At 73.4% G+C, this 17,234-nt stretch carries 17 protein-coding genes; 6 read left to right on the forward strand and 11 right to left on the reverse strand.

The features are described 5' to 3' along the window. Window positions 1-81: 81 nt before the first annotated feature. Genes ACH4XV_RS14525 through ACH4XV_RS14535 form a run of 3 tightly spaced genes read right to left on the reverse strand, consistent with a single transcriptional unit; the run spans window position 82 to window position 3,333 of the window. Complete coding sequence (locus ACH4XV_RS14525; protein WP_395789597.1) at window positions 82-1,062, reverse strand: hypothetical protein; 981 nt, start codon at window positions 1,060-1,062, stop codon at window positions 82-84. Further along, complete coding sequence (locus ACH4XV_RS14530; RefSeq protein WP_395789599.1) at window positions 1,059-3,170, reverse strand: hypothetical protein; 2,112 nt, start codon at window positions 3,168-3,170, stop codon at window positions 1,059-1,061. Before ACH4XV_RS14530 ends, ACH4XV_RS14525 begins: the two co-directional genes overlap by 4 nt. 1 nt (window position 3,171) lies before the next feature. Continuing rightward, complete coding sequence (locus tag ACH4XV_RS14535; protein WP_395789601.1) at window positions 3,172-3,333, reverse strand: hypothetical protein; 162 nt, start codon at window positions 3,331-3,333, stop codon at window positions 3,172-3,174. A 244-nt stretch (window positions 3,334-3,577) separates the two neighbouring features. On the opposite strand from ACH4XV_RS14535, the gene ACH4XV_RS14540 reads away from it, so the two are divergent. Then, window positions 3,578-3,946 carry a GntR family transcriptional regulator gene (locus tag ACH4XV_RS14540; protein WP_395789603.1) on the forward strand — a complete coding sequence of 123 codons (369 nt, stop codon included), beginning with the start codon at window positions 3,578-3,580 and terminating at the stop codon, window positions 3,944-3,946. Between the two features lie 119 nt (window positions 3,947-4,065). Continuing rightward, window positions 4,066-5,223, forward strand: a complete 1,158-nt coding sequence (locus ACH4XV_RS14545; RefSeq protein ID WP_395790000.1) for a DUF5925 domain-containing protein — start codon at window positions 4,066-4,068, stop codon at window positions 5,221-5,223. Window positions 5,224-5,327: 104 nt separating this feature from the next. Here the strand turns inward: ACH4XV_RS14545 and ACH4XV_RS14550 are convergent, their stop codons facing one another. Next, entirely contained in the window at window positions 5,328-6,119 is a 792-nt protein-coding gene (locus ACH4XV_RS14550; RefSeq protein WP_395789605.1) for an exodeoxyribonuclease III, read from the reverse strand. A gap of 133 nt (window positions 6,120-6,252) precedes the next feature. On the opposite strand from ACH4XV_RS14550, the gene ACH4XV_RS14555 reads away from it, so the two are divergent. Further along, entirely contained in the window at window positions 6,253-6,603 is a 351-nt protein-coding gene (locus tag ACH4XV_RS14555; RefSeq protein ID WP_395789607.1) for a nucleotide pyrophosphohydrolase, read from the forward strand. Window positions 6,604-6,815: 212 nt separating this feature from the next. Here ACH4XV_RS14555 and ACH4XV_RS14560 read toward each other — a convergent pair whose 3' ends face one another. Then, window positions 6,816-7,796, reverse strand: a complete 981-nt coding sequence (locus tag ACH4XV_RS14560) for an ATP-binding cassette domain-containing protein (protein ID WP_395789609.1) — start codon at window positions 7,794-7,796, stop codon at window positions 6,816-6,818. 961 nt (window positions 7,797-8,757) lie between these two features. Between ACH4XV_RS14560 and ACH4XV_RS14565 the strand changes: the two genes are divergently transcribed. Together ACH4XV_RS14565 and ACH4XV_RS14570 are read left to right on the forward strand one after the other, a co-directional pair. After that, window positions 8,758-9,360 carry a TetR/AcrR family transcriptional regulator gene (locus tag ACH4XV_RS14565; RefSeq protein WP_395789611.1) on the forward strand — a complete coding sequence of 201 codons (603 nt, stop codon included), beginning with the start codon at window positions 8,758-8,760 and terminating at the stop codon, window positions 9,358-9,360. 70 nt (window positions 9,361-9,430) lie between these two features. Beyond that, entirely contained in the window at window positions 9,431-10,567 is a 1,137-nt protein-coding gene (locus tag ACH4XV_RS14570; RefSeq protein ID WP_395789613.1) for a serine hydrolase domain-containing protein, read from the forward strand. Between the two features lie 13 nt (window positions 10,568-10,580). Here the strand turns inward: ACH4XV_RS14570 and ACH4XV_RS14575 are convergent, their stop codons facing one another. The 3 genes from ACH4XV_RS14575 to ACH4XV_RS14585 form a co-directional block, all read right to left on the reverse strand. Then, window positions 10,581-11,423 (reverse strand): hypothetical protein, encoded by an 843-nt coding sequence (locus ACH4XV_RS14575; protein WP_395789615.1) that lies wholly within the window; start codon window positions 11,421-11,423, stop codon window positions 10,581-10,583. Between the two features lie 124 nt (window positions 11,424-11,547). Further along, complete coding sequence (locus ACH4XV_RS14580; RefSeq protein WP_395789617.1) at window positions 11,548-12,720, reverse strand: type ISP restriction/modification enzyme; 1,173 nt, start codon at window positions 12,718-12,720, stop codon at window positions 11,548-11,550. Beyond that, the gene (locus ACH4XV_RS14585) at window positions 12,702-14,165 is read right to left on the reverse strand and encodes a carboxylesterase/lipase family protein (protein WP_395789619.1); all 1,464 of its coding nucleotides are present in this window, start codon (window positions 14,163-14,165) and stop codon (window positions 12,702-12,704) included. The genes ACH4XV_RS14580 and ACH4XV_RS14585 overlap by 19 nt, the downstream gene beginning before the upstream one ends. A 233-nt stretch (window positions 14,166-14,398) precedes the next feature. Between ACH4XV_RS14585 and ACH4XV_RS14590 the strand changes: the two genes are divergently transcribed. After that, complete coding sequence (locus ACH4XV_RS14590) at window positions 14,399-15,664, forward strand: metallophosphoesterase (RefSeq protein ID WP_395789621.1); 1,266 nt, start codon at window positions 14,399-14,401, stop codon at window positions 15,662-15,664. Window positions 15,665-15,676: 12 nt separating this feature from the next. Here ACH4XV_RS14590 and ACH4XV_RS14595 read toward each other — a convergent pair whose 3' ends face one another. The 3 genes from ACH4XV_RS14595 to ACH4XV_RS14605 all read right to left on the reverse strand — a co-directional run bounded on the left by ACH4XV_RS14595 (window position 15,677) and on the right by ACH4XV_RS14605 (window position 17,146). Continuing rightward, window positions 15,677-16,030: a Uma2 family endonuclease gene (locus tag ACH4XV_RS14595; RefSeq protein WP_395789623.1), complete on the reverse strand. Its 354-nt coding sequence runs from the start codon at window positions 16,028-16,030 to the stop codon at window positions 15,677-15,679. 73 nt (window positions 16,031-16,103) lie between these two features. Further along, complete coding sequence (locus tag ACH4XV_RS14600) at window positions 16,104-16,277, reverse strand: hypothetical protein (protein ID WP_395789625.1); 174 nt, start codon at window positions 16,275-16,277, stop codon at window positions 16,104-16,106. Between the two features lie 101 nt (window positions 16,278-16,378). Further along, window positions 16,379-17,146 carry an SDR family NAD(P)-dependent oxidoreductase gene (locus ACH4XV_RS14605; protein WP_395789627.1) on the reverse strand — a complete coding sequence of 256 codons (768 nt, stop codon included), beginning with the start codon at window positions 17,144-17,146 and terminating at the stop codon, window positions 16,379-16,381. Between the last annotated feature and the right edge of the window lie 88 nt (window positions 17,147-17,234).

A 17,234-nucleotide genomic window follows, 5' to 3' on the forward strand; every position in this document is an offset into this window, starting at 1 on the left:
GAAATCGAAAGGGCCACCCGCTCGTATCGAGCGGGTGGCCCTTTCGATCGCTCCCATTCGATCACCCCCATTCGACCGCCCCTACGCCGGCAACTCGTCCGCGTCGTCCCCCACCAGGTCGTGCCACCAGCCGAGTTCGCGCAGCACCGCCATCCCACGCGGCCCGGACGCGGCGAGGCCGGATACGAGCGCCTTGCGCAGCTGATTCCGCTCGAAATCGTCGGCGTCCCCCAGCAGCGCGAGCAGTTCGCCGGCCGGCGTGCGGGGCGCGGTCGAACCGGCAGGCGTACCAGGCGCACCAGATGTATCGCACACACCAGGCGTACCGTCGGCGCCCCACACCATTCCCCGATCGTCCAGGTGGTCCACCACGGCCTTGATCTGGTCGGGAAATCGAGTCAACCAGTAGGCGATCAACGCCTCCGGCCCCTCCCGAATCAGCCCCCGGTGAAACTCCATCCGCATCAGGGTCAGCCGCTGCCGCTCCTTTTCCAGCGAAATCGCCGCCCGCGCCCGCTCCAACTCCCCGCGAACATCGGCCGATATCGGCTCCGCCCGCAGGAACGCCCCCACCGATCGATAGCCGAGCCCGTATTCCGCGAGCACGATCGTGTCCGACAACGCCACATCGAGCGCGTCCTGCAATCGCGCCTCATCCACATCGGCCGCACCATCCGCGCCATCCGCACCGCCCCCACCCGCAAGCGCCCCGCGAATCCGGTTTTCCACATCGCGATACACGAACGCCCCGGCATCCACCGCCCGGTGCCGGACGACCGCCCTCGGGTCGTGCACCCACCAGCGCAGCTGTACCTCGACCCGGCCGGCCCGTTCCCCCGCCGCGCCGACCCGCACCTCGAACGTACGCACCTCGGCGAACTCGCGGACGGTGACCCACCAGAGCTCCGCCGCCCCGCGTATCTCCGCGAAGGTCGGCGCCGCCCCCGCGCTCGCCGGCACCGCGAGCACCCGCCGCCCCCGCCGGCCCAGGCGATACCGGAGGTAGGCGCTCAGGCGCGATCCGCCGACAGGGCGGACCGGGGACACCGGTTCGTCGATCATGCGCCCGTACCCCCGTTCGGCCCGAGGATCGGCTCCTCGAACGCCCGGATCGCCGGTTCGAGCACCCCGATGTCGATCACCTCGCCGTTCGGCAACCCCTCATAGGCGAGCCGGGTCAGGTCGAAGGCGAGTCGTTCCAGCCCGTGGTCGCGCCCCGGACCGAACAGCCGCGTCAGGCCCTCCCGCAGCGCCGAGGCTCGGGTCGGATCACCCGCCCCCGCCCCGACCAGTCGGGTGAACAACCGGGCCACGACGGCATATCCGTCCCGATCCGTGACCGCGTTCCGGACCACCGCCAGGAACCGGTCGTCGGCCGGCGACCCGCCCGCCCCCTCGTCGAGTACGAGGTGCGCGGCCAACTCGGCCGCGGCGGCGGCCTCTTCCCAGTCCTCCACCCGCTCCAGGACCGATTCGGCGCGGATGCCCTCCCGACACAGCGCCGCGATGCCGTCCCGGGCCGCCTCGGCCACCGCACGGTCCCCGGTCCGGGCCAGGCGCAGCAGACCGGTCAGGGTCGGGCCGGGATAGACGGAGGCGAGGCCGGGGTAGGCGCGGGCTGCCATCAGGCGCAGCCCCGGGTGGGTGGTGTCCCGGCTCCACGTCTCCACCAGGTGCCGTACCTGGGTCGCCACCACCGCGTCCTGGGCCGCCGCCTTCAGGGCGGACACCGCCATCGTGCGCCGGGCGCCGGTTCGGGCCCAGCGGTGGATCGGAGCCAGCGGCCGATGCCCCCGACCCCCGGCCATGAACGCGCCCGCGGCCCGCGCCGCGACCCGGTGGACGTCGGCCGGCTGCCGGGGGGTGGCGGCCAACCACTCGACCAGCGGGTCGCGCAGGTCGGGGTAGGCGTCCCAGACGTGCTCGCGGACCGACGCCGCCCAGCGCGGCCGGTTGAAGCGCACCACGTCCAGCCGGTAGCGGGCTCCGTCCCGGGTGGCGTCGGCGGCGACCGCGGTCGCGTCGATCAGGTCCAGGCGCGCGGACCGGGCCTGCGGCGGCCACCCGTCGGCCGACGCGGCGGCCGAGGTCGGCAGATGCTCGGCCAGCATCGCGCGCAGCGCCGCGGCCCGCTCGGCGACGATGCCGTAGTCGTACCCCTCGAACACCGCGGCGGCGATCATCAACGCCCAGTCGGCACAGGCCGGATGGGCCCGCAACCAGGCGGCCACCGCCACGTGCTCACGATCGCGCAGCGCGTTCAGCACCTGGGTCCTGGTGAACCTGCCGTCGGTGAAACCGGCCAGTTCGGCGGCGATCCTCGCGGCCCGGGCGGGCCGGCCGCCGTCGGCGCGCACCAGTTCGGCGATGTCCTCGTCCACCAGGTCCAGATGCCGGCGCTCCCAGCCCGGCCCCAGGCGGTCGGTGAGGTGGCTGTGCAGCACCTGGACCGGATCGGGTCGGGCACACGGTACGTGCCAGGGCGCCCAGACGCCGAGCATCGGTGCGCCGACGACCGCCGTGGCGACCAGGACGCTGCCGCGTTCGACCAGGCGGCGGCGCAGCAGTTCCAGGTCGTCGCGGGTGTAGCCGGCGAGCGCGTCGGCGCCGATGGAGTCGACCACATAGCCCCGGCCGCGCTGGATCCGACGGGTGGTCAGGTCTTCCTCGGGGTCGAGGGCGATCACGCTCTCCACGTGCTGATCCTGCATCAGGTGCAGGGCCAGTGTGCGTTTTCCGGACCGGGCCTCGCCGGTGAGCAGGATCAGCTGCCGGGACATCATGCCCTGGGCGCGCAGATAGCCCTTGGGCGGCACGAACGTACGCCGGACCAGGTCGCTCTCCTCCGCCCAGATCGGTCCCTCGCGGGCCTGGCGCGGCCGGTGCGGCGCGGCGGGGGGCGAGCCCGCGCCGAAGTGGTGCCGGCCGGTCCCGTCGGGGGTGACGATCACCGTCGCGGCCGACTCGGCGGGCCCGAACTCCTCGTCGGGCCAAGCCTCGTCGGGCCACGCCCCGCCGACCGCCCCGGGGTCGGCCGCCGACGCCGGCCTGCGGGCCCCGCCGCCGGGTCCGCCCGGTGCGTCGACGCCCTCGGGGGCGAACGGACCAGGCGAGTCGAACGGATCGAGCGAGTCGACCGGGTCGAGCGGTCGCTCCTCGCGGTGGGTCATCTCAGACACCCCGGCCCGGGGCGGCGACGTGCGGATCGTCGTCCGGGTCCCGGTCGTCGCGGGCCGAACGCGGGGCCCCTACGGGCGCGGTCGCGCGCCGGTGGTGGTCGAGCGGCTCGGCGTCCACGGCGGACGACGAGCGGATCGGCGGGAGGTCGGACACGGATTCCCCCTTCGGTGAGTGTGTGACCACGCTGGGTTCGTCGGGTCCACCGTGCCGCAGCCGTGGCGTTCTTGCGGGCTCCGTTCGAATTCGGGACGACGGTTCGTGACATCACAGCCGAGCAATTCGCCATCTTCGCTGACGAATCGCCACCGGCGCGGGAGCGTGGCCCGTCACCGCCGGCCACCGCCGAATCGCACCCGGTTGCCGAGCCCGCGACCCGGGCGGGTCTAGGCTCGCTCGTATGGTGATCACCATCGATCCGGCCTCGTCCGTCGCACCGTTCGAGCAGATTCGGGGGCAACTCGCCGATCAGGCCCGGGCCGGCACGCTGCCCGCCGGCACCAGACTGCCGACCGTACGCGGCTTGGCCGGCGAACTCGGCCTGGCGCCCAACACGGTCGCGCGGGCCTACCGCGAGCTGGAGGCGGACGGCGTGATCGAGACCCGGGGCCGCTCGGGCAGCTTCGTCGCCGCGGTCGGGGACACCGCGCACCGGGCGGCGAGCGAGGCCGCGCTCGAATACGCCCACCGCGCACACCGACTCGGCCTGACCCGCGACGAGGCGATCAGCACCGCACTGGCCGCGGTCGAGGCGGCCTATCCAAGCTAGGGCGTGTCCTCGCTCCCCCGCCGAGGCTCCCCGAGCCCTCGTCCGGCCCGGAAACCGCACCGCTATGGGTAAACCCCTGTACGGACGGCCCGGGGCACCGGATCATCGAAATCATGTCGATGCCTCGCCAGACGCCCCGCCCATCGGATGGGGCGCCGAATTCAGCCGGTGACGACCCATCAACGCTGTTGCCCTTCGTGTTCGGACTCGACGACGCGGACACCCCGTACGACGCCGTGGACGGACTCGCCCTCGCCGCCTTCCTGACCGGCGCCCAGCCGTGGGCCAGGACCACCCGACTGGACCGGGTCAAGCCCGGCGCCCGACTCGTCCCGCGCGGCGCCAGAGTGGTCCGCGCCGTGGAGGAGGACGATCGTTCCTCCCAACTCGCCGTCGGTGACGGCTGGACCCTGCGGTCGGTGCGCTGGCGCAGCGGCGGCGGCGAGGTGACCGTGACCGCCGTCGACGAGAAGGTCGGCCGCGCGGTGTTGAAGAAGGCGGTCAAGGGCGCGGCGGCCGACCCGCCGCCCAAGGACGAGGCCGTGGCGATGGGCTTTTGGTACTTCTCCGCCCGGCGCGGCCCGTACCGCACCACCCGGGCGATCACCGCCGCGCCCTGGGAGGACATCCGCCGCAACTACACCGGGCCGACCGCCGGCGCGTTCGACCGACTGATGAAGGTCACCCCCGACGACGTGTCGGGCCGGTTGATCCTGCTGCACGGACCGCCCGGCACCGGCAAGACCACGGCGCTGCGCGCGCTGGCCCGCGCGTGGCAGGACTGGTGTCGGATGGACTGCGTCCTGGACCCCGAGGCGCTGTTCGGCGACACCGGCTACCTGATGGACGTCGCGATCGGGCGCGGCGACGAGGACGAGGAGTCGCACGACAAGTCGAAGAAGCAGAAGTGGCGGCTGCTGGTCCTGGAGGACTGCGACGAGTTGATCCGCGGCGAGGCCAAACGCTCGGCGGGTCAGGCGCTGTCCCGGCTGCTCAACCTCACCGACGGCCTGCTCGGCCAGGGGCGCAACGTGATGGTCGCGATCACCACCAACGAGAGCCTGGGCCGGCTGCACCCGGCGGTGGTGCGCCCCGGTCGTTGTCTGGCCCAGATCGACGTCGGCCCGCTGGAATTCGCGGAGGCGCGCGAGTGGCTGGGCACCGCCGACGGCATCGGTACACACGCGACGCTCGCCGAGTTGTACGCGCTGCGCAACGGGGCGGCGCCGGTGGAGATCGAACGGCCCCGGCACGGGGGCGAAGGGTTGTATCTGTAGCGCCGACGCCGCACACGGCCCCCGAGCCGATCGGTCGGCTCGGGGGCCGTGCGGGGAGTCCGTGCGCGGAGCGCCGACCCGCAGGCCCGCGCGGCAGCGACCGGCTACACGTCGAGGTCCACCACGACCGGTGCGTGGTCGCTGGTGCCCTTGCCCTTGCGGGCCTCGCGGTCGACGTAGGAGTCGGTGACCGCGGCGGCGAACGGCGCGTTGCCGTAGACGAGGTCGATCCGCATGCCCTTGTTCTTCGGGAAGCCCAGTTCGCGGTAGTCCCAGTAGGTGAACGGCACGTCGTACTTGAGCGCCCGGGGCATCACCTCGCGCAGCCCCACCCCCTCCAGCGCGGTGACCGCGTCCCGCTCGGCCTGCGTGACGTGCGTCGAGTTCTCGCCGAACAGCGAGATGTCCCAGACGTCCTTGTCCGTGGGCGCGACGTTGAAGTCGCCGAGCACGGCGAACGGCAGCGGGCCGGCCGCGTCGGCGGCGACCGCGGCACGCAGCGCGCCCAGCCATTCCAGCTTGTAGGCGTAGTGCGGGTTGTCCACCTCGCGGCCGTTGGGCACGTACACCGACCAGAGCCGCACGCCGCCGCACGTCGCGGAGATCGCCCGAGCCTCGTGCGGGCCGTCGGCCTCGGGGAAACCGGGGCCGGGCGTCAGGCCGACGGTGACGTCGTCGAGGCCGACCTTGGACAGGATCGCGACGCCGTTCCAGCGCCCGCCCGCGTTGACGGCCGAGGTGTAGCCGGCCTCCTCCAGCTCCTTCAGCGGATACGCCTCGGGCGTGGACTTCAGCTCCTGCAGGCACACCGCGTCGGGTGCGGCCCGCTCCAGCCACTCGAGCAGCTTGGGCAGCCGGGCCCCGATCGAGTTGATGTTCCAGGTGGCGACCCTCATGTGAACCTTCCAGGGCGGACGACGGCGATCGGGGCCGCCCGGACGAGTCCGGGCCTGCCCTCCGTCATTGTCCCTCGCCGGGGTGACAGGGCCCGGCGGCTCACGGCGCGGCGGGTGCGGTAGGCATGGGGGTATGGACACCACTCCCCCGGCCGGCTCCGACATCGCCGAACTGACCGCCGCGATCGCCGCGTTCTCCGCCGAGCGGCACTGGCAGCCCTTCCACACCCCGAAGAACCTGGTGATGGCGCTCAGCGTGGAGGCCTCGGAGCTGGTGGAGATCTTCCAGTGGCTGACCCCCGAACAGGCCGACGACGTGATGTCGGATCCGGACCGGGGCGAACACGTCCGCGAGGAGATCGCCGACGTCCTGTCCTATCTGCTGAGCCTGGCGCACCGACTCGGCATCGACCCGGCCCAGGCCCTGCGCGACAAGATGGTGAAGAACGCGATCAAGTACCCGCCGGGCGCGCCGGGCCTGTAGGCCCCACCGGGCGGGTCCGGGTGGATCGAGCCCCGGGCGACCTGCGCTCGCGAGGCGGTGGAACCGCCGGCCCGGGGAGCGTTTCGGGCCGGCGGGGGATCGTGGTGGGCGGGTCGCCGGGGTCGCCGGACGGGCCGGTGACCCCGGGTCGGGCGCCCCCGAACGCGCCCGCCGACCCCGCCCCGGGACCGGTGGACCGTCGACGCCGAGGCTCAGGCGTCGTACCCGGCCCTCGCCCCCAGGCAGGCGTCCATCGCGCGACGATTGCGTCGGATCTCGGCCGGCGTGCCCTCCGCAACCACGCGGCCGGTGTCCATGACGGTGACGCGATCGCACAGCGCCTCGACGAAGTCGATCCTTCGATCCACCACGATCAGGCCCACGCCGTCCGCCGCGACCCCCCGCAGCAGTACCAGCAGCGCGTCCGTCTCGCGGGCGTTCAGCCCCGCGCTCGGCTCGTCCAGCATCAGCACCCGGGGCACCGCCGCGATGCCCCGGGCGATGTCGAGCAGCCGACGTTCCCCGTACGTCAGCACGTCCGCGCCCCGGTGCGGCCGTCCCCCCGGCCCGGCCCGGTCCGTCCCGATGCCCCGTTCCAGGTCCACCCGCGCCAGCAGCGGGTGCAACAACCACGCGGCGAGCAGACCCCGGTGCCGGGTGTCGGAGCGGGTGAGCACGAAGTTGTCCGCGCCGGACAGCGCGCGCACCGGTTGCGGGGTCTGGAACATCCGGACCAGACCGGCGCGGCGCGAGCGTTCGGGGCTGCCCAGCCGCACCGGCAGGCCCTCCACGAACAGCGCGCCGGTGGCCGGCACCACCCCGGTGAGCGCGTTCAGCAGCGTGGTCTTGCCGCTGCCCGCGGGGCCGACCACGCCGACCACCTCGCCGCGCTCGACCCACATGGACACCCCGTCCACGGCGGGCACCCCGGCGAACTCCACCCGCAGGTCCCGGGCCCGCAACACGGGGCGCCGGACCGGGTCGATACCGATCGCCGGAATCGGTTCCGGTCCCGAGGCGAACAGCGGTACGGGTTCCGGGATCTCACCGTCGGCCGGCGAGCGCAGCGCCCGGACCCGGCCCCGGGCCGAACGCGCCCGCCGAGCACATCCCGGGTCCGAGCCGAGGCGCGTCGGTCTACGCGCCTCGGCATCGGACCCTCGCCACGGGCGGCGCGCGGGATCGAACGCCATACCTGACACGGCGTCACCCCCCACCCGCGCGCCACCCGTATCGGGAGCCGCACCCGGGCTCGGGTCGACGGTCGAACAGGGCTCCCCCGCCCCGTCCGGCCCCGACCCGAGGACACCCGGAACGACTCCCGCGCCCCGGCCGGGGGACGCCGACTCCCCTCCTGACCCGGCGTCACCTCCCGGCCACGACACGTATTCGGTGCCGGTTTCATACCTACCGGCTCTCGGCACCCCGCCCGGGCGCGGCACGATCGCCGACAGCCGTGTGGGGTAAGGGATCACGCCCACTTGCCTCGGTAACCGGTGCTCATCGAACGGGAGTTGATTCACCCACGCGGCGACGCGGCCGGGTGCCGCACCCGCGGCATCGCCGAACTCGGCCACGGACACGGCCGTTCGACCGGACTCGCCGGCGCGGGACGGCGCGACTGAGGTGCCCATGGTCAGGACGCACCCGTGCGGGGTGTGCGAACGGGACTGGAGTCGCCGATCCAACCGGCCCACCCGGTGGCCACCAGCTCGGTGTGCGCGGGTACGCCGCCGCCGTCCGCCGAGGACGATCCCCCGGCCGGACCCGGACGTGGTGCCACCGCTCGCGTCGAGTCTGTCACGCGGGCCGGTGGTGCGACATGGGTTGCGATGTGTGCTCTGTGCGGTGCCGTCGTACGAGCCATGGGAGCCAACGCCTTTCGCGTCGTCTCCCCGCCCGGCCATCCCCCACGGACTCCCGGATGCGGCACAAGCTAGACCGCAACCCCCGTGCCCCGCAAGGCCCTTGACAGGGAATCGGGAACTGGCGTAGAAGGTTCAGCACAATCTAACAAATGTTAGATAGGTAGTTCGGATCTCCCTGAAGGCATCCCCCACTGAATCAACGGCAACCGCTCCACCTGCGGTTAGGCTGCACGGCACCTGGCAGTACGCGGCAGCAGTCAACCCGCCGGACCGAGAACGGGCGCTCATGGCACGCAGGAAGACGGAACCCGAAGCACTTCCGCGCCGGGAGGTGATCCTGTCCGAGGCCGCCGCACTGTTCGCCCGCAAGGGCGTCGTCGCGTCAACGGTTCGTGAGATAGCCGACGCGTCGGGCATTCTCGCGGGCAGCATCTACCACTGGTTCGGTTCGAAAGAGGACTTGATCGACGAGATCCTCACCGCCGCGATGCGCGATCTCGCGACGTGGTACGACGAGGCGTTCGCCGACGCGCGCACCTCGTCCGACCGGCTGCGCGGACTCGTGCACGCCGCGTTCCGGACCATCGAGCACCACCCCGACGCGGCCATGATCTACGTCCGCGACTACGCCTACCTGGCCACGCTGCCGCGCTTCGCACACCTGGCCGCGGACGGTATGCGGGTTCGCGATCTGTGGCTGAACACCCTTCAGGAAGGCATCGATTCCGGGGAGTTCCGCGCGGACCTGGACCCGGACCTGGTCTACCGCTACCTCGCCTACCCGCTGTGGCTCACGGCCGGGTGGAAGTCGACGGTCGACCGGACCGTGTCCGAACTGGAAACCCAATTCACGGCGCTGGTACTCGAAGGCGTCACCCCGAGGAACTGACGAAGCGTCCCGGTCACCGACCGCGCCGGCGCCGGTGAGGTGTCCCGAGCGTTCGCGAAAGGACCACACCATGCACGTCGACGGTTTCATCGCGCCCGGATTCGCGCCCGTACAGGCCGCGTTCGAGGAGAACTTCGCGATTCACGGCGAGGTCGGCGCGGCGCTCGCGGTACGACTGCGCGGCGCGCCCGTGGTGGACCTGTGGGGCGGACTGGCCGAACCGAACGCGGGCCGAAGCTGGGAGCACGACACCGTACAGGTGGTCTGGTCGGTCACCAAGGGCCTCGTCGCGACCTGTCTGGCGATCCTGATCGACCGGGACCGGCTCGACCCCGCGCTGCCGGTGTGTCGCTACTGGCCCGAGTTCGCGGCGGCCGGCAAGCAGACCGTGACGGTGGCCCAACTGCTCTCCCATCAGGCCGGGTTGCCCTTCCTCGACGAGCCGATCACGCTCGACCAGGTGGCCGTGCCCGACGCTCTGGCCGACGCGCTCGCCGCACAGCGTCCCGTCTGGGAGCCGGGGACGGCGCACGGCTATCACGCGGTGACCTGGGGCTTCTACGCGAGCGAGCTGATCCGGCGGGTGGACGGACGCACCGTCGGCGCGTTCCTGGCCGAGGAGGTGGCCGGGCCGCTGGGCCTGGACGCGCATATCGGGCTGCCCGCCGCGGAGTTGCCCCGGCTCGCGCATCTGACCACGATCGCCCCGAGCGATCCCGCCCTGCTCGACCTCGGCTCCGAACTGGGCCGCACGATGCTGGCGCTGCCCGAACTGGCCGCGCCCGGCGCGGATCACGACCCGAGCGTGCTCACCTGGGAGGTGCCCTCGGGCCTGGGCGTCACCAACGCGCGTGCGCTGGCCCGGGTGTACGCGATGCTCGGCGCGGGCGGCACGCTCGACGGGGTGCGCCTGCTCTCCCCCGAAACGGTCGCCGGCGTGACCTCGACGGTGGTCGCGGGGCCGGACCGGATCCTCGGCGACCACACCGCGTTCAGCCTCGGCTTCATGAAGCCGGAGACCACGTTCTTCGGGGTCTCCGCCGACCCCGCCGCGTTCGGCCACCCGGGCAGCGGCGGCCCCCTGGCCTTCGCCGACCCGGCCACGGGCCTCGCCTTCGCGTATGTGACGAACGGTCAGTCCCCGCTGAACACGGACGTCCGGGCCCTCGGCCTGATCGAGGCGGTCCGGGGTTGCCTGGGGCGGTAGGGCGCGGTGGGGGTCAGCCGGCCGGGCGGCGGGCTCCGGTCGAACGGGGCGGACGGGGCGGACGGTTGCCGCGGCGGCGGGAACCGGCGACGAGTGCGCCGCCGACCAGGAGCAGCGCGCCGGCGGCCAGGCCCAGCGGGAGCACTGCCCCGGATCCGGTGCCCGCCACGTGGTCGGTGATGGCCCGGCGGGCCAGTACGGCCGGACCGTCGTGCACGGCCCGCTTGGCGGCGTCACCGCGATCCTTGTCATCGCCCTCCCGGGCGCGCGGGGTCTTGGCCCGACGCGGGGGCGCGACCTGGCGCGCGGCGCCCCGACGCGACGCGGGGCGCCCGGGCGGGAGGTCGCCGATCGGGTCGGCCTCGGGCCCCGCCGAAACCGGAGCCGGGGCCGACGGGGCCGCGGCCGATCCGGTACGCGCGCCGGGGGCGGGCTCGTGCCGCCGGCCGGGGCCGAGGAGCCCCCGGCAGTCGAAGTGGGCCGGGTCGACACCGGGCGCACGGCCCCGGAGGTGATCCCGGCAGCAGACCGCGGCGTCGCGCGTCGGATGCGAGGTGGTGGCGCCGACCGCTCGCGGCGTCTGGTCCGGACACGGATCCACGGCGGGGGCCCCGGCGCCCGGGGGGCGGACGCCGGGGCGCGGAGCGGAGCCGACGGGAGGGCTCGGCAGCGGCGAAAGCGGGTGGCGCACGGCGGCGAGCGGCAGATGTACGGCCCCGGCCCAAGCGCCGCCGGACCCGGATCCCGACCCGACCCGCGGCGTCGCGGCGGCGCTCGGAACGACGGCCGAGCCGAGCACGACCGCGCCGACGACAACCGCCGCCCGCCTCACCCGACCGCTTCCGCCTCTGCGCACCAGGCCACGCTAAGTCACCGGATGGTTACTCCGGCGTCACCGCGCATACCATTCGCTCGTTCGGCCCAACGTCATCGACCGGCCCGATCCGCCGCGATCGAGTCCCTCTTCTTGCGGCCCGCACTCAGAGCAGCACGGCCTGGCCGCCCGGGCCCTCCTCGGTGATGTCGAGGACCGTCGGCGGGCGCCGACTGGACGGGGGCGGGGGCAGGACCGGCGTCGGGTCGAGCACGGGGGCCTCGGCGGTGCGCGCGTGCAGCTTGGCGCGGGGTTCGGCCAGATCGGCAAGCAGGCCCAGGACGTGGAGCAGGTCGATCAGTTCGCTGGTCAGGTCGGTGGACCAGGTGCGTTCGCGGATCCGTTCCAGGCCCTCGCCCGGGGGTTCGACGCGGGCCGCGATCCACGGTTCGAGGACGCCCGACTCCCACGCCTCGCGCGCCACCGGACCGATCCGGCCGGAGCCGAGCAGGAGTGATCGGGACTCGTCGTCGTAGTGCGCGTCCGCCGGCCGCGCCGGCACCGGCTCACGGACGAACGGGCGGCGCCCGCCCGGCAGTCGGGGCTTGCCGTCGCCGGGCCGGCCGAACCGCGCGCCGAACGTGTGCAGCCCGACCAGCCGGCGGCCGAGGTCGACGCCCGTCGCCCAGACGTCCGGGTCGGCGGTGAGCGGCACCCGCTCGGGGTCCACCGTCACCGCGACGATCCAGGCGAACAGGTCCTCCGCGTCGACCGGGACGCCGAGCCGGTCCGCGAGCAGGTCGACCAGGCCCGGCGCCAGGTTCGGATCCAGGCCCGCCGGGTCCCGGTACAGCGGCGCTACCCGCCCGCCGCGCCCACCGTGGTGCGTCCCGTCCGGGATCAGCGCGCTGCACAACAGGGGCCGGGGATCCCCCGTCTGACGGATCGACAGGTATACCTGCCGGTCTCCGCGCACCCGCCACAACTCGGGCCGGGCGGCGTCCAGCACCCGGTGGTCCGCGAGCAGCCACTGCCGATCGAACGGGTGCCGTGCGATCCGCACCAGCCGGGGCGTCGGCCCCACCTCGCGCGCCAGCGGACCGGACGGGGCGTCACATCCGGGCAGCGGCGCGGGAAACGACATCGCCGTCCGGGAACGGGTGGGCCGCAGCAGGGCGTCGCGATCCTCCGCCTCGGCCAGCCGGGCCCACCGCCGACGCAGCGTCTCCCGCTCGGGTGCGTACACCCAGCTCCGCCCGGTGGCGATCCCGGCCGTGGCCCACGGCATCAGGTCGGTCAGCGCGACCGGCCCGCCCCGGCTCACATCGCGTGGTCCCACACCCGCCGCTCCTCCCGGTCCGGGTCGCCGACCACCGTCGCCGGCACGTCGAGCAGCATCGTGCGCCGCTCGGTCGGGTCGTACAAGGGCCAGTCGGGCAGCCCGTCGGCGACCGGCGGCCCGCCCGCGACGAACGCCGCCCACGCCTGCCGGATCCGGGCGGACAACGCCCGCGCCTCGGCCGGCACGCCGCCGGTCAGCCAGCGGCCGAGCGGGGTGTCCAGGGTGCCGAACACGAACGGGATGTCGATCGCGTGCGGCGAACCCAGGCGCTGCGGATGCGCCTTGGGCGCCCAGCGGAAGCGGTACATGTACGCCTGCCCGTCGGCCGCGTGCTGCGCCTCGGCGAGCCGCACCGTCGGTATCCCGTACGACTCGGCGGTGAGCAGCCGGATCCGCCGCGAGCGTCCGTTCAGTTCGGGGTACAGCTCCGCGTATCCGCGCACCAGCTCGGCCAGTCGGTCCGGTCGGCGCAGGTTGGCCAGGTCGGCGGCCACGGGTTCGCGCCCGCCCGACCGCTCGGTCACGACGAACATCTCCTCCTCGTCCTGATTCGACCCGAGCAGGAGCGGTACGTCGCCCCGAATCGTGTGCAGCGGCACCGCCGGCAGCGGTCCGTCGGGGTCGACCACCGGCCGGAACACGAACCTCGCGGTACCACGCCCGATCGCCTCGGCCTGTGCGGCGAGCAGGTCGGGCACGGGCACGTCGACCAGTTCCGCGGCCCGGTCCGGTCCCAGACCGAGCGCGGCCAGCACGTGGCCGGTCGCCTCCTCGGCCTCGGGCATCGTGCGCACGGTCTGCGCCCCGCCGCTCTGCACGATCGCGCGGTGGAAGAGGCCGCGGGCGGCGGGCAGCGCGAGCAGGTTCGCGGTGACCTTGCCGCCCGCCGAGACCCCGCCGAGGGTGACCCGGCCGGGATCGCCGTCGAACGCGGCGATGTGCTCGCGCACCCAGTGCAGCGCCCGCACCACGTCCAGGAGGGAGTTGGCCGAGGAGTCGGCGTAGGAGTCGCCGAGCAGGTGCCGCAGGTGCAGCAGTCCGAGGACGCCGAGCCGGTAGGCGACGGTGACCACGACCACGCCGTGCCGGGCCAGTTCGGAGCCGTCGTAGACCGCCTCGAACGACGCGCCGCTCGTGTAGCCGCCGCCGTGCACCCAGACCAGCACCGGGTGCGGGCCGGGCTCGGCGGGGGCGAAGACGTTCAGGTACAGGCAGTCCTCGTCGATCTCCACCGGCGCGGCGCCGTACTGCCCGATCGGCTGCGGCGCGGCCCGGGCGAACTCGCGGGCGTCGCGCGCCCCGTGCCAGGCGGACGCGGGGCGGGCCGGGCAAAACCGCGCGGGGCCCACGGGCGGCGCGGCGAAGGGTACGCCTCGGAAGACCCGCACCCCGTCCGACTCCGCACCGATCAGCTCACCCAGCGACGTCCGTACACGCACCATGGCATCGAGCATATGGGGCCGGTCGGCGGCCCGGCCGGGGCATCGTCGCGGTGGGAGGTACCGCACAGGGCCCGGCGGGGGTGTCGTCGCGGTGGGTACTGCCGGGGGATGCGCCGGGGATCGGCCGGTGTCGCCGCCGGGAGCAGGCTCGGATACTCCGCGAGCCGGATGCCGGGGCCGAGGCGGGCATGACACGCTTCCCGTGAAACATTCCTCCGTCCGGGAGCCCCGCCTTGACCGTTGTCCTGGGGATCGTCGTGGCCGTCGTCGTGCTCGCGCTGCTGGTCGGCGTGCACCTTTACGTGTGGCGGCGGCTGGTGCGCGACACCACGCGGCCGGGGGTGGTGCGGCGGGTCGGCGCGGGGGTGGTGGTCGCGCTCGGGGTGTCGATGGTGGGCGCGCTGGTGGTGCCGAAGGTGTTCGGCCCGCGCGGCACGGAGTGGATCGCGTGGCCGGGCTTCGTGTGGATGGCCCTGCTGCTGTATGTGGTGCTCGCGCTCGGAGTGTTGGAGTTGCCGCGCCTGTTCGCGTTGCGGGCGCTGCGCCGGCGCGGGGGCGAGGTGTCGCCCACGGTCGCGCCGGTGCCGGTGGCCGTGGGGGCAGAGGCGACGGAGACGATCGAGCCCGATCCGGAGCCGGCGGCCGGCCCCTCCGGCACGCCGCTCGGCCCGGATCGGCGGCTTGTGCTGACCCGCTCGGTCGCGCTGCTTGCGGCCGGCACCTCGCTGGGCACCGTCGGCTACGGGATGAGCCAGGCCCTGGGCGCGCCGCGCACGGTGCGGGTGCGGATACCAGTGGCCCGGCTCGACCCGCGTCTGGCGGGTTTTCGGATCGCGGTGGTGGGCGACATCCACCTCGGCCCGCTGCTCGGCCACGCGCACACCACGCGGGTCGTGGAGACGATCAACCGCACCAACCCCGACCTGGTCGCCATCGTCGGCGACCTCGCGGACGGCACGGCGGCCCAACTCGGCGGCGACGCGGCCCCGTTGCGCCGGCTGTCCGCCCGCCACGGCGCGTTCTTCGTCACCGGCAACCACGACTACATGTCGGGCGCGACCGACTGGATCGCCGAATTGGCCGAGTTCAACATCCGCACCCTGGCCAACGACCGCCTCGAAATCACCCGGGGCGGCGCCGCCTTCGACCTGGCGGGCGTCAACGACGTCACCGGCAAGTCCCACCACGACGGCCCCGACTTCGCCAAGGCCCTCGGCAACCGCGACCCGTCCCGCCCGGTCGTGCTCCTGGCCCACCAACCGGTCCAGGTGAAGGACGCCTCCCGCTACGACGTGGACGTACAACTCTCCGGCCACACCCACGGCGGCCAGATGTTCCCGGTCCAACTCCTGGTCAAACTCGACCAACCGGCGGTAGCCGGCCTCCACAAGGTCGACGACACCATGCTCTACATCACCAGAGGCGCCGGCTTCTGGGGCCCACCGGTCCGAGTAGGCGCACCCCCGGAGGTCACCATCGTCGAACTCCACCCGAAGTAACGCCCCAGCCCGTCACCACAGTCGCAGCAACGTGCCAGGGTCGAGGGTGATCGGAGTCAGCGCGGGCAACGTGGCGACGGCACCCGGCGCGGCGGAGCCGGAGGCCACATACACGTCGCCGTCGAGGGTGTAGGTCTCGATGGTGAGGGTCGTCGGGTCGACGATCCAGTAGGACACGATCTTCCACTCGGCGTAGCGGGCGGGTTTGTCGATGCGGTCGGCGCCCTCGTGGCCGGGGGACAGGATCTCGGCCGCCAGGAGCACGTCTTCGGGGGGCGAAGGCGACGGCGTCCGATTCCAGTGCGCCGATCGCCGCCGTCGACGTGACCACCGCGATGTCCGGGCGCCGGACGTCCCGGTGTCCACGACGCACGTTCACGCTCTTGAACGGCACGGCGCCGACGCCAAAGTCGTCTACCGCCCGGCGCAGGATGTCGGCCTACACGCCGGACACATGTTGGTGGCGCAAGGTCGGCAGCGGTGACACCAGCGGGATGCCGTCTAGGAGTTCGACCCTGAACAGCGAGGTCTCCTGGGCGGCGAGCACATCGCCGGCGGTCCATTCGCGATCGAAGCCGGCCTGCATGCGGGTACTCCAGGGGATGTCGGCCACGTCCGGACTTGCCGTGATTGTGCCGGCGTTGCGGGCATCACCGCAGGCGTTGCGCGGTTGCGGGCCGGCTCCGGATCCGGGCCGCAACCGCGTGGGGTGGGTCAGACCGTCTCCGTCATGCCGCCGTCCACCATCAAGTGTGTGCCCGTGACGAAGGAGGCGTCGTCGCTGAGGAGGAAGCGGATCGCGGAGGCGATCTCCTCCGGGCGGCCGAGCCTGCGCAGCGGGGAGCTGTTCTCCATGCGTTCCCGGGTGCCCGGGCGGGCGAAGGAGGCGGCCAGCATCGGGGTTTCGATGTAGCCGGGGCAGACCACGTTGCTGCGGATGCCGTGTTCGGCGAGCTTGGCGGCGATCGAGCGGTTGAGCCCGAGCATGCCCGACTTCGACGCGCAGTAGGACGGGTTGAGCGCGTTGCCGACGATCGCGTTCAGCGAGGCGATGCCCACGATCGCGGAGCCGGCGTGTTCGCGCAGGTGCGGGGTCAGCGCCTGGACCAGGAGTGCGAACGAGCGCAGGTTGACGTCCAGGACCCGGTCCCAGTTCTCCGCCGTGACCTCGGTGATCGGGGTCGAGTCGACCACGCCCGCCGCGTGCACGAAGCCGCCGATCGTGCCCAGTGCCTCGACCGAGGCGTGGATCGTGTCCGGATACGCCTCGGTGTCGGTCACGTCCAGGGCCAGCCCGAGCGCCGGCACGCCGTGTTCGGCGGCGATCTCCTTCGCGGCCTCCTCCACCGGGCCCGCCGCGATGTCCCACAGCGCGACCGGCCGACCCGTCGCGGCCAGCGCCCGCGCGGTCGCCCGACCGATCCCGGAGGCGCCGCCGGTGATCACGACGCCGGTGCCGGGTGATGTCTTGTGCGTACCCATTTCGTACTCCTCCGTGGACGGGTGGACCAAGCATCTGACGTACCGTCAGAAGAACAAAACCAGTGGTAGCACGCCGGCCTCGGTGGTC

It is taken from the genome of Embleya sp. NPDC020630 (assembly GCF_044334985.1).
Classification (GTDB): domain Bacteria; phylum Actinomycetota; class Actinomycetes; order Streptomycetales; family Streptomycetaceae; genus Embleya.

Excerpts from the sequence above, each read along its gene's own strand:
- ACH4XV_RS14555 (WP_395789607.1), top strand. The coding sequence starts at position 6,253 with ATGGACACCACTCCCCCGGCCGGCTCCGACATCGCCGAACTGACCGCC.
- ACH4XV_RS14570 (WP_395789613.1), top strand. The coding sequence starts at position 9,431 with ATGCACGTCGACGGTTTCATCGCGCCCGGATTCGCGCCCGTACAGGCC.
- ACH4XV_RS14560 (WP_395789609.1), bottom strand. The coding sequence starts at position 7,796 with ATGGCGTTCGATCCCGCGCGCCGCCCGTGGCGAGGGTCCGATGCCGAG.
- ACH4XV_RS14565 (WP_395789611.1), top strand. The coding sequence starts at position 8,758 with ATGGCACGCAGGAAGACGGAACCCGAAGCACTTCCGCGCCGGGAGGTG.
- ACH4XV_RS14605 (WP_395789627.1), bottom strand. The coding sequence starts at position 17,146 with ATGGGTACGCACAAGACATCACCCGGCACCGGCGTCGTGATCACCGGC.
- ACH4XV_RS14585 (WP_395789619.1), bottom strand. The coding sequence starts at position 14,165 with ATGGTGCGTGTACGGACGTCGCTGGGTGAGCTGATCGGTGCGGAGTCG.
- ACH4XV_RS14545 (WP_395790000.1), top strand. The coding sequence starts at position 4,066 with ATGCCTCGCCAGACGCCCCGCCCATCGGATGGGGCGCCGAATTCAGCC.
- ACH4XV_RS14525 (WP_395789597.1), bottom strand. The coding sequence starts at position 1,062 with ATGATCGACGAACCGGTGTCCCCGGTCCGCCCTGTCGGCGGATCGCGC.
- ACH4XV_RS14540 (WP_395789603.1), top strand. The coding sequence starts at position 3,578 with ATGGTGATCACCATCGATCCGGCCTCGTCCGTCGCACCGTTCGAGCAG.
- ACH4XV_RS14550 (WP_395789605.1), bottom strand. The coding sequence starts at position 6,119 with ATGAGGGTCGCCACCTGGAACATCAACTCGATCGGGGCCCGGCTGCCC.
- ACH4XV_RS14530 (WP_395789599.1), bottom strand. The coding sequence starts at position 3,170 with ATGACCCACCGCGAGGAGCGACCGCTCGACCCGGTCGACTCGCTCGAT.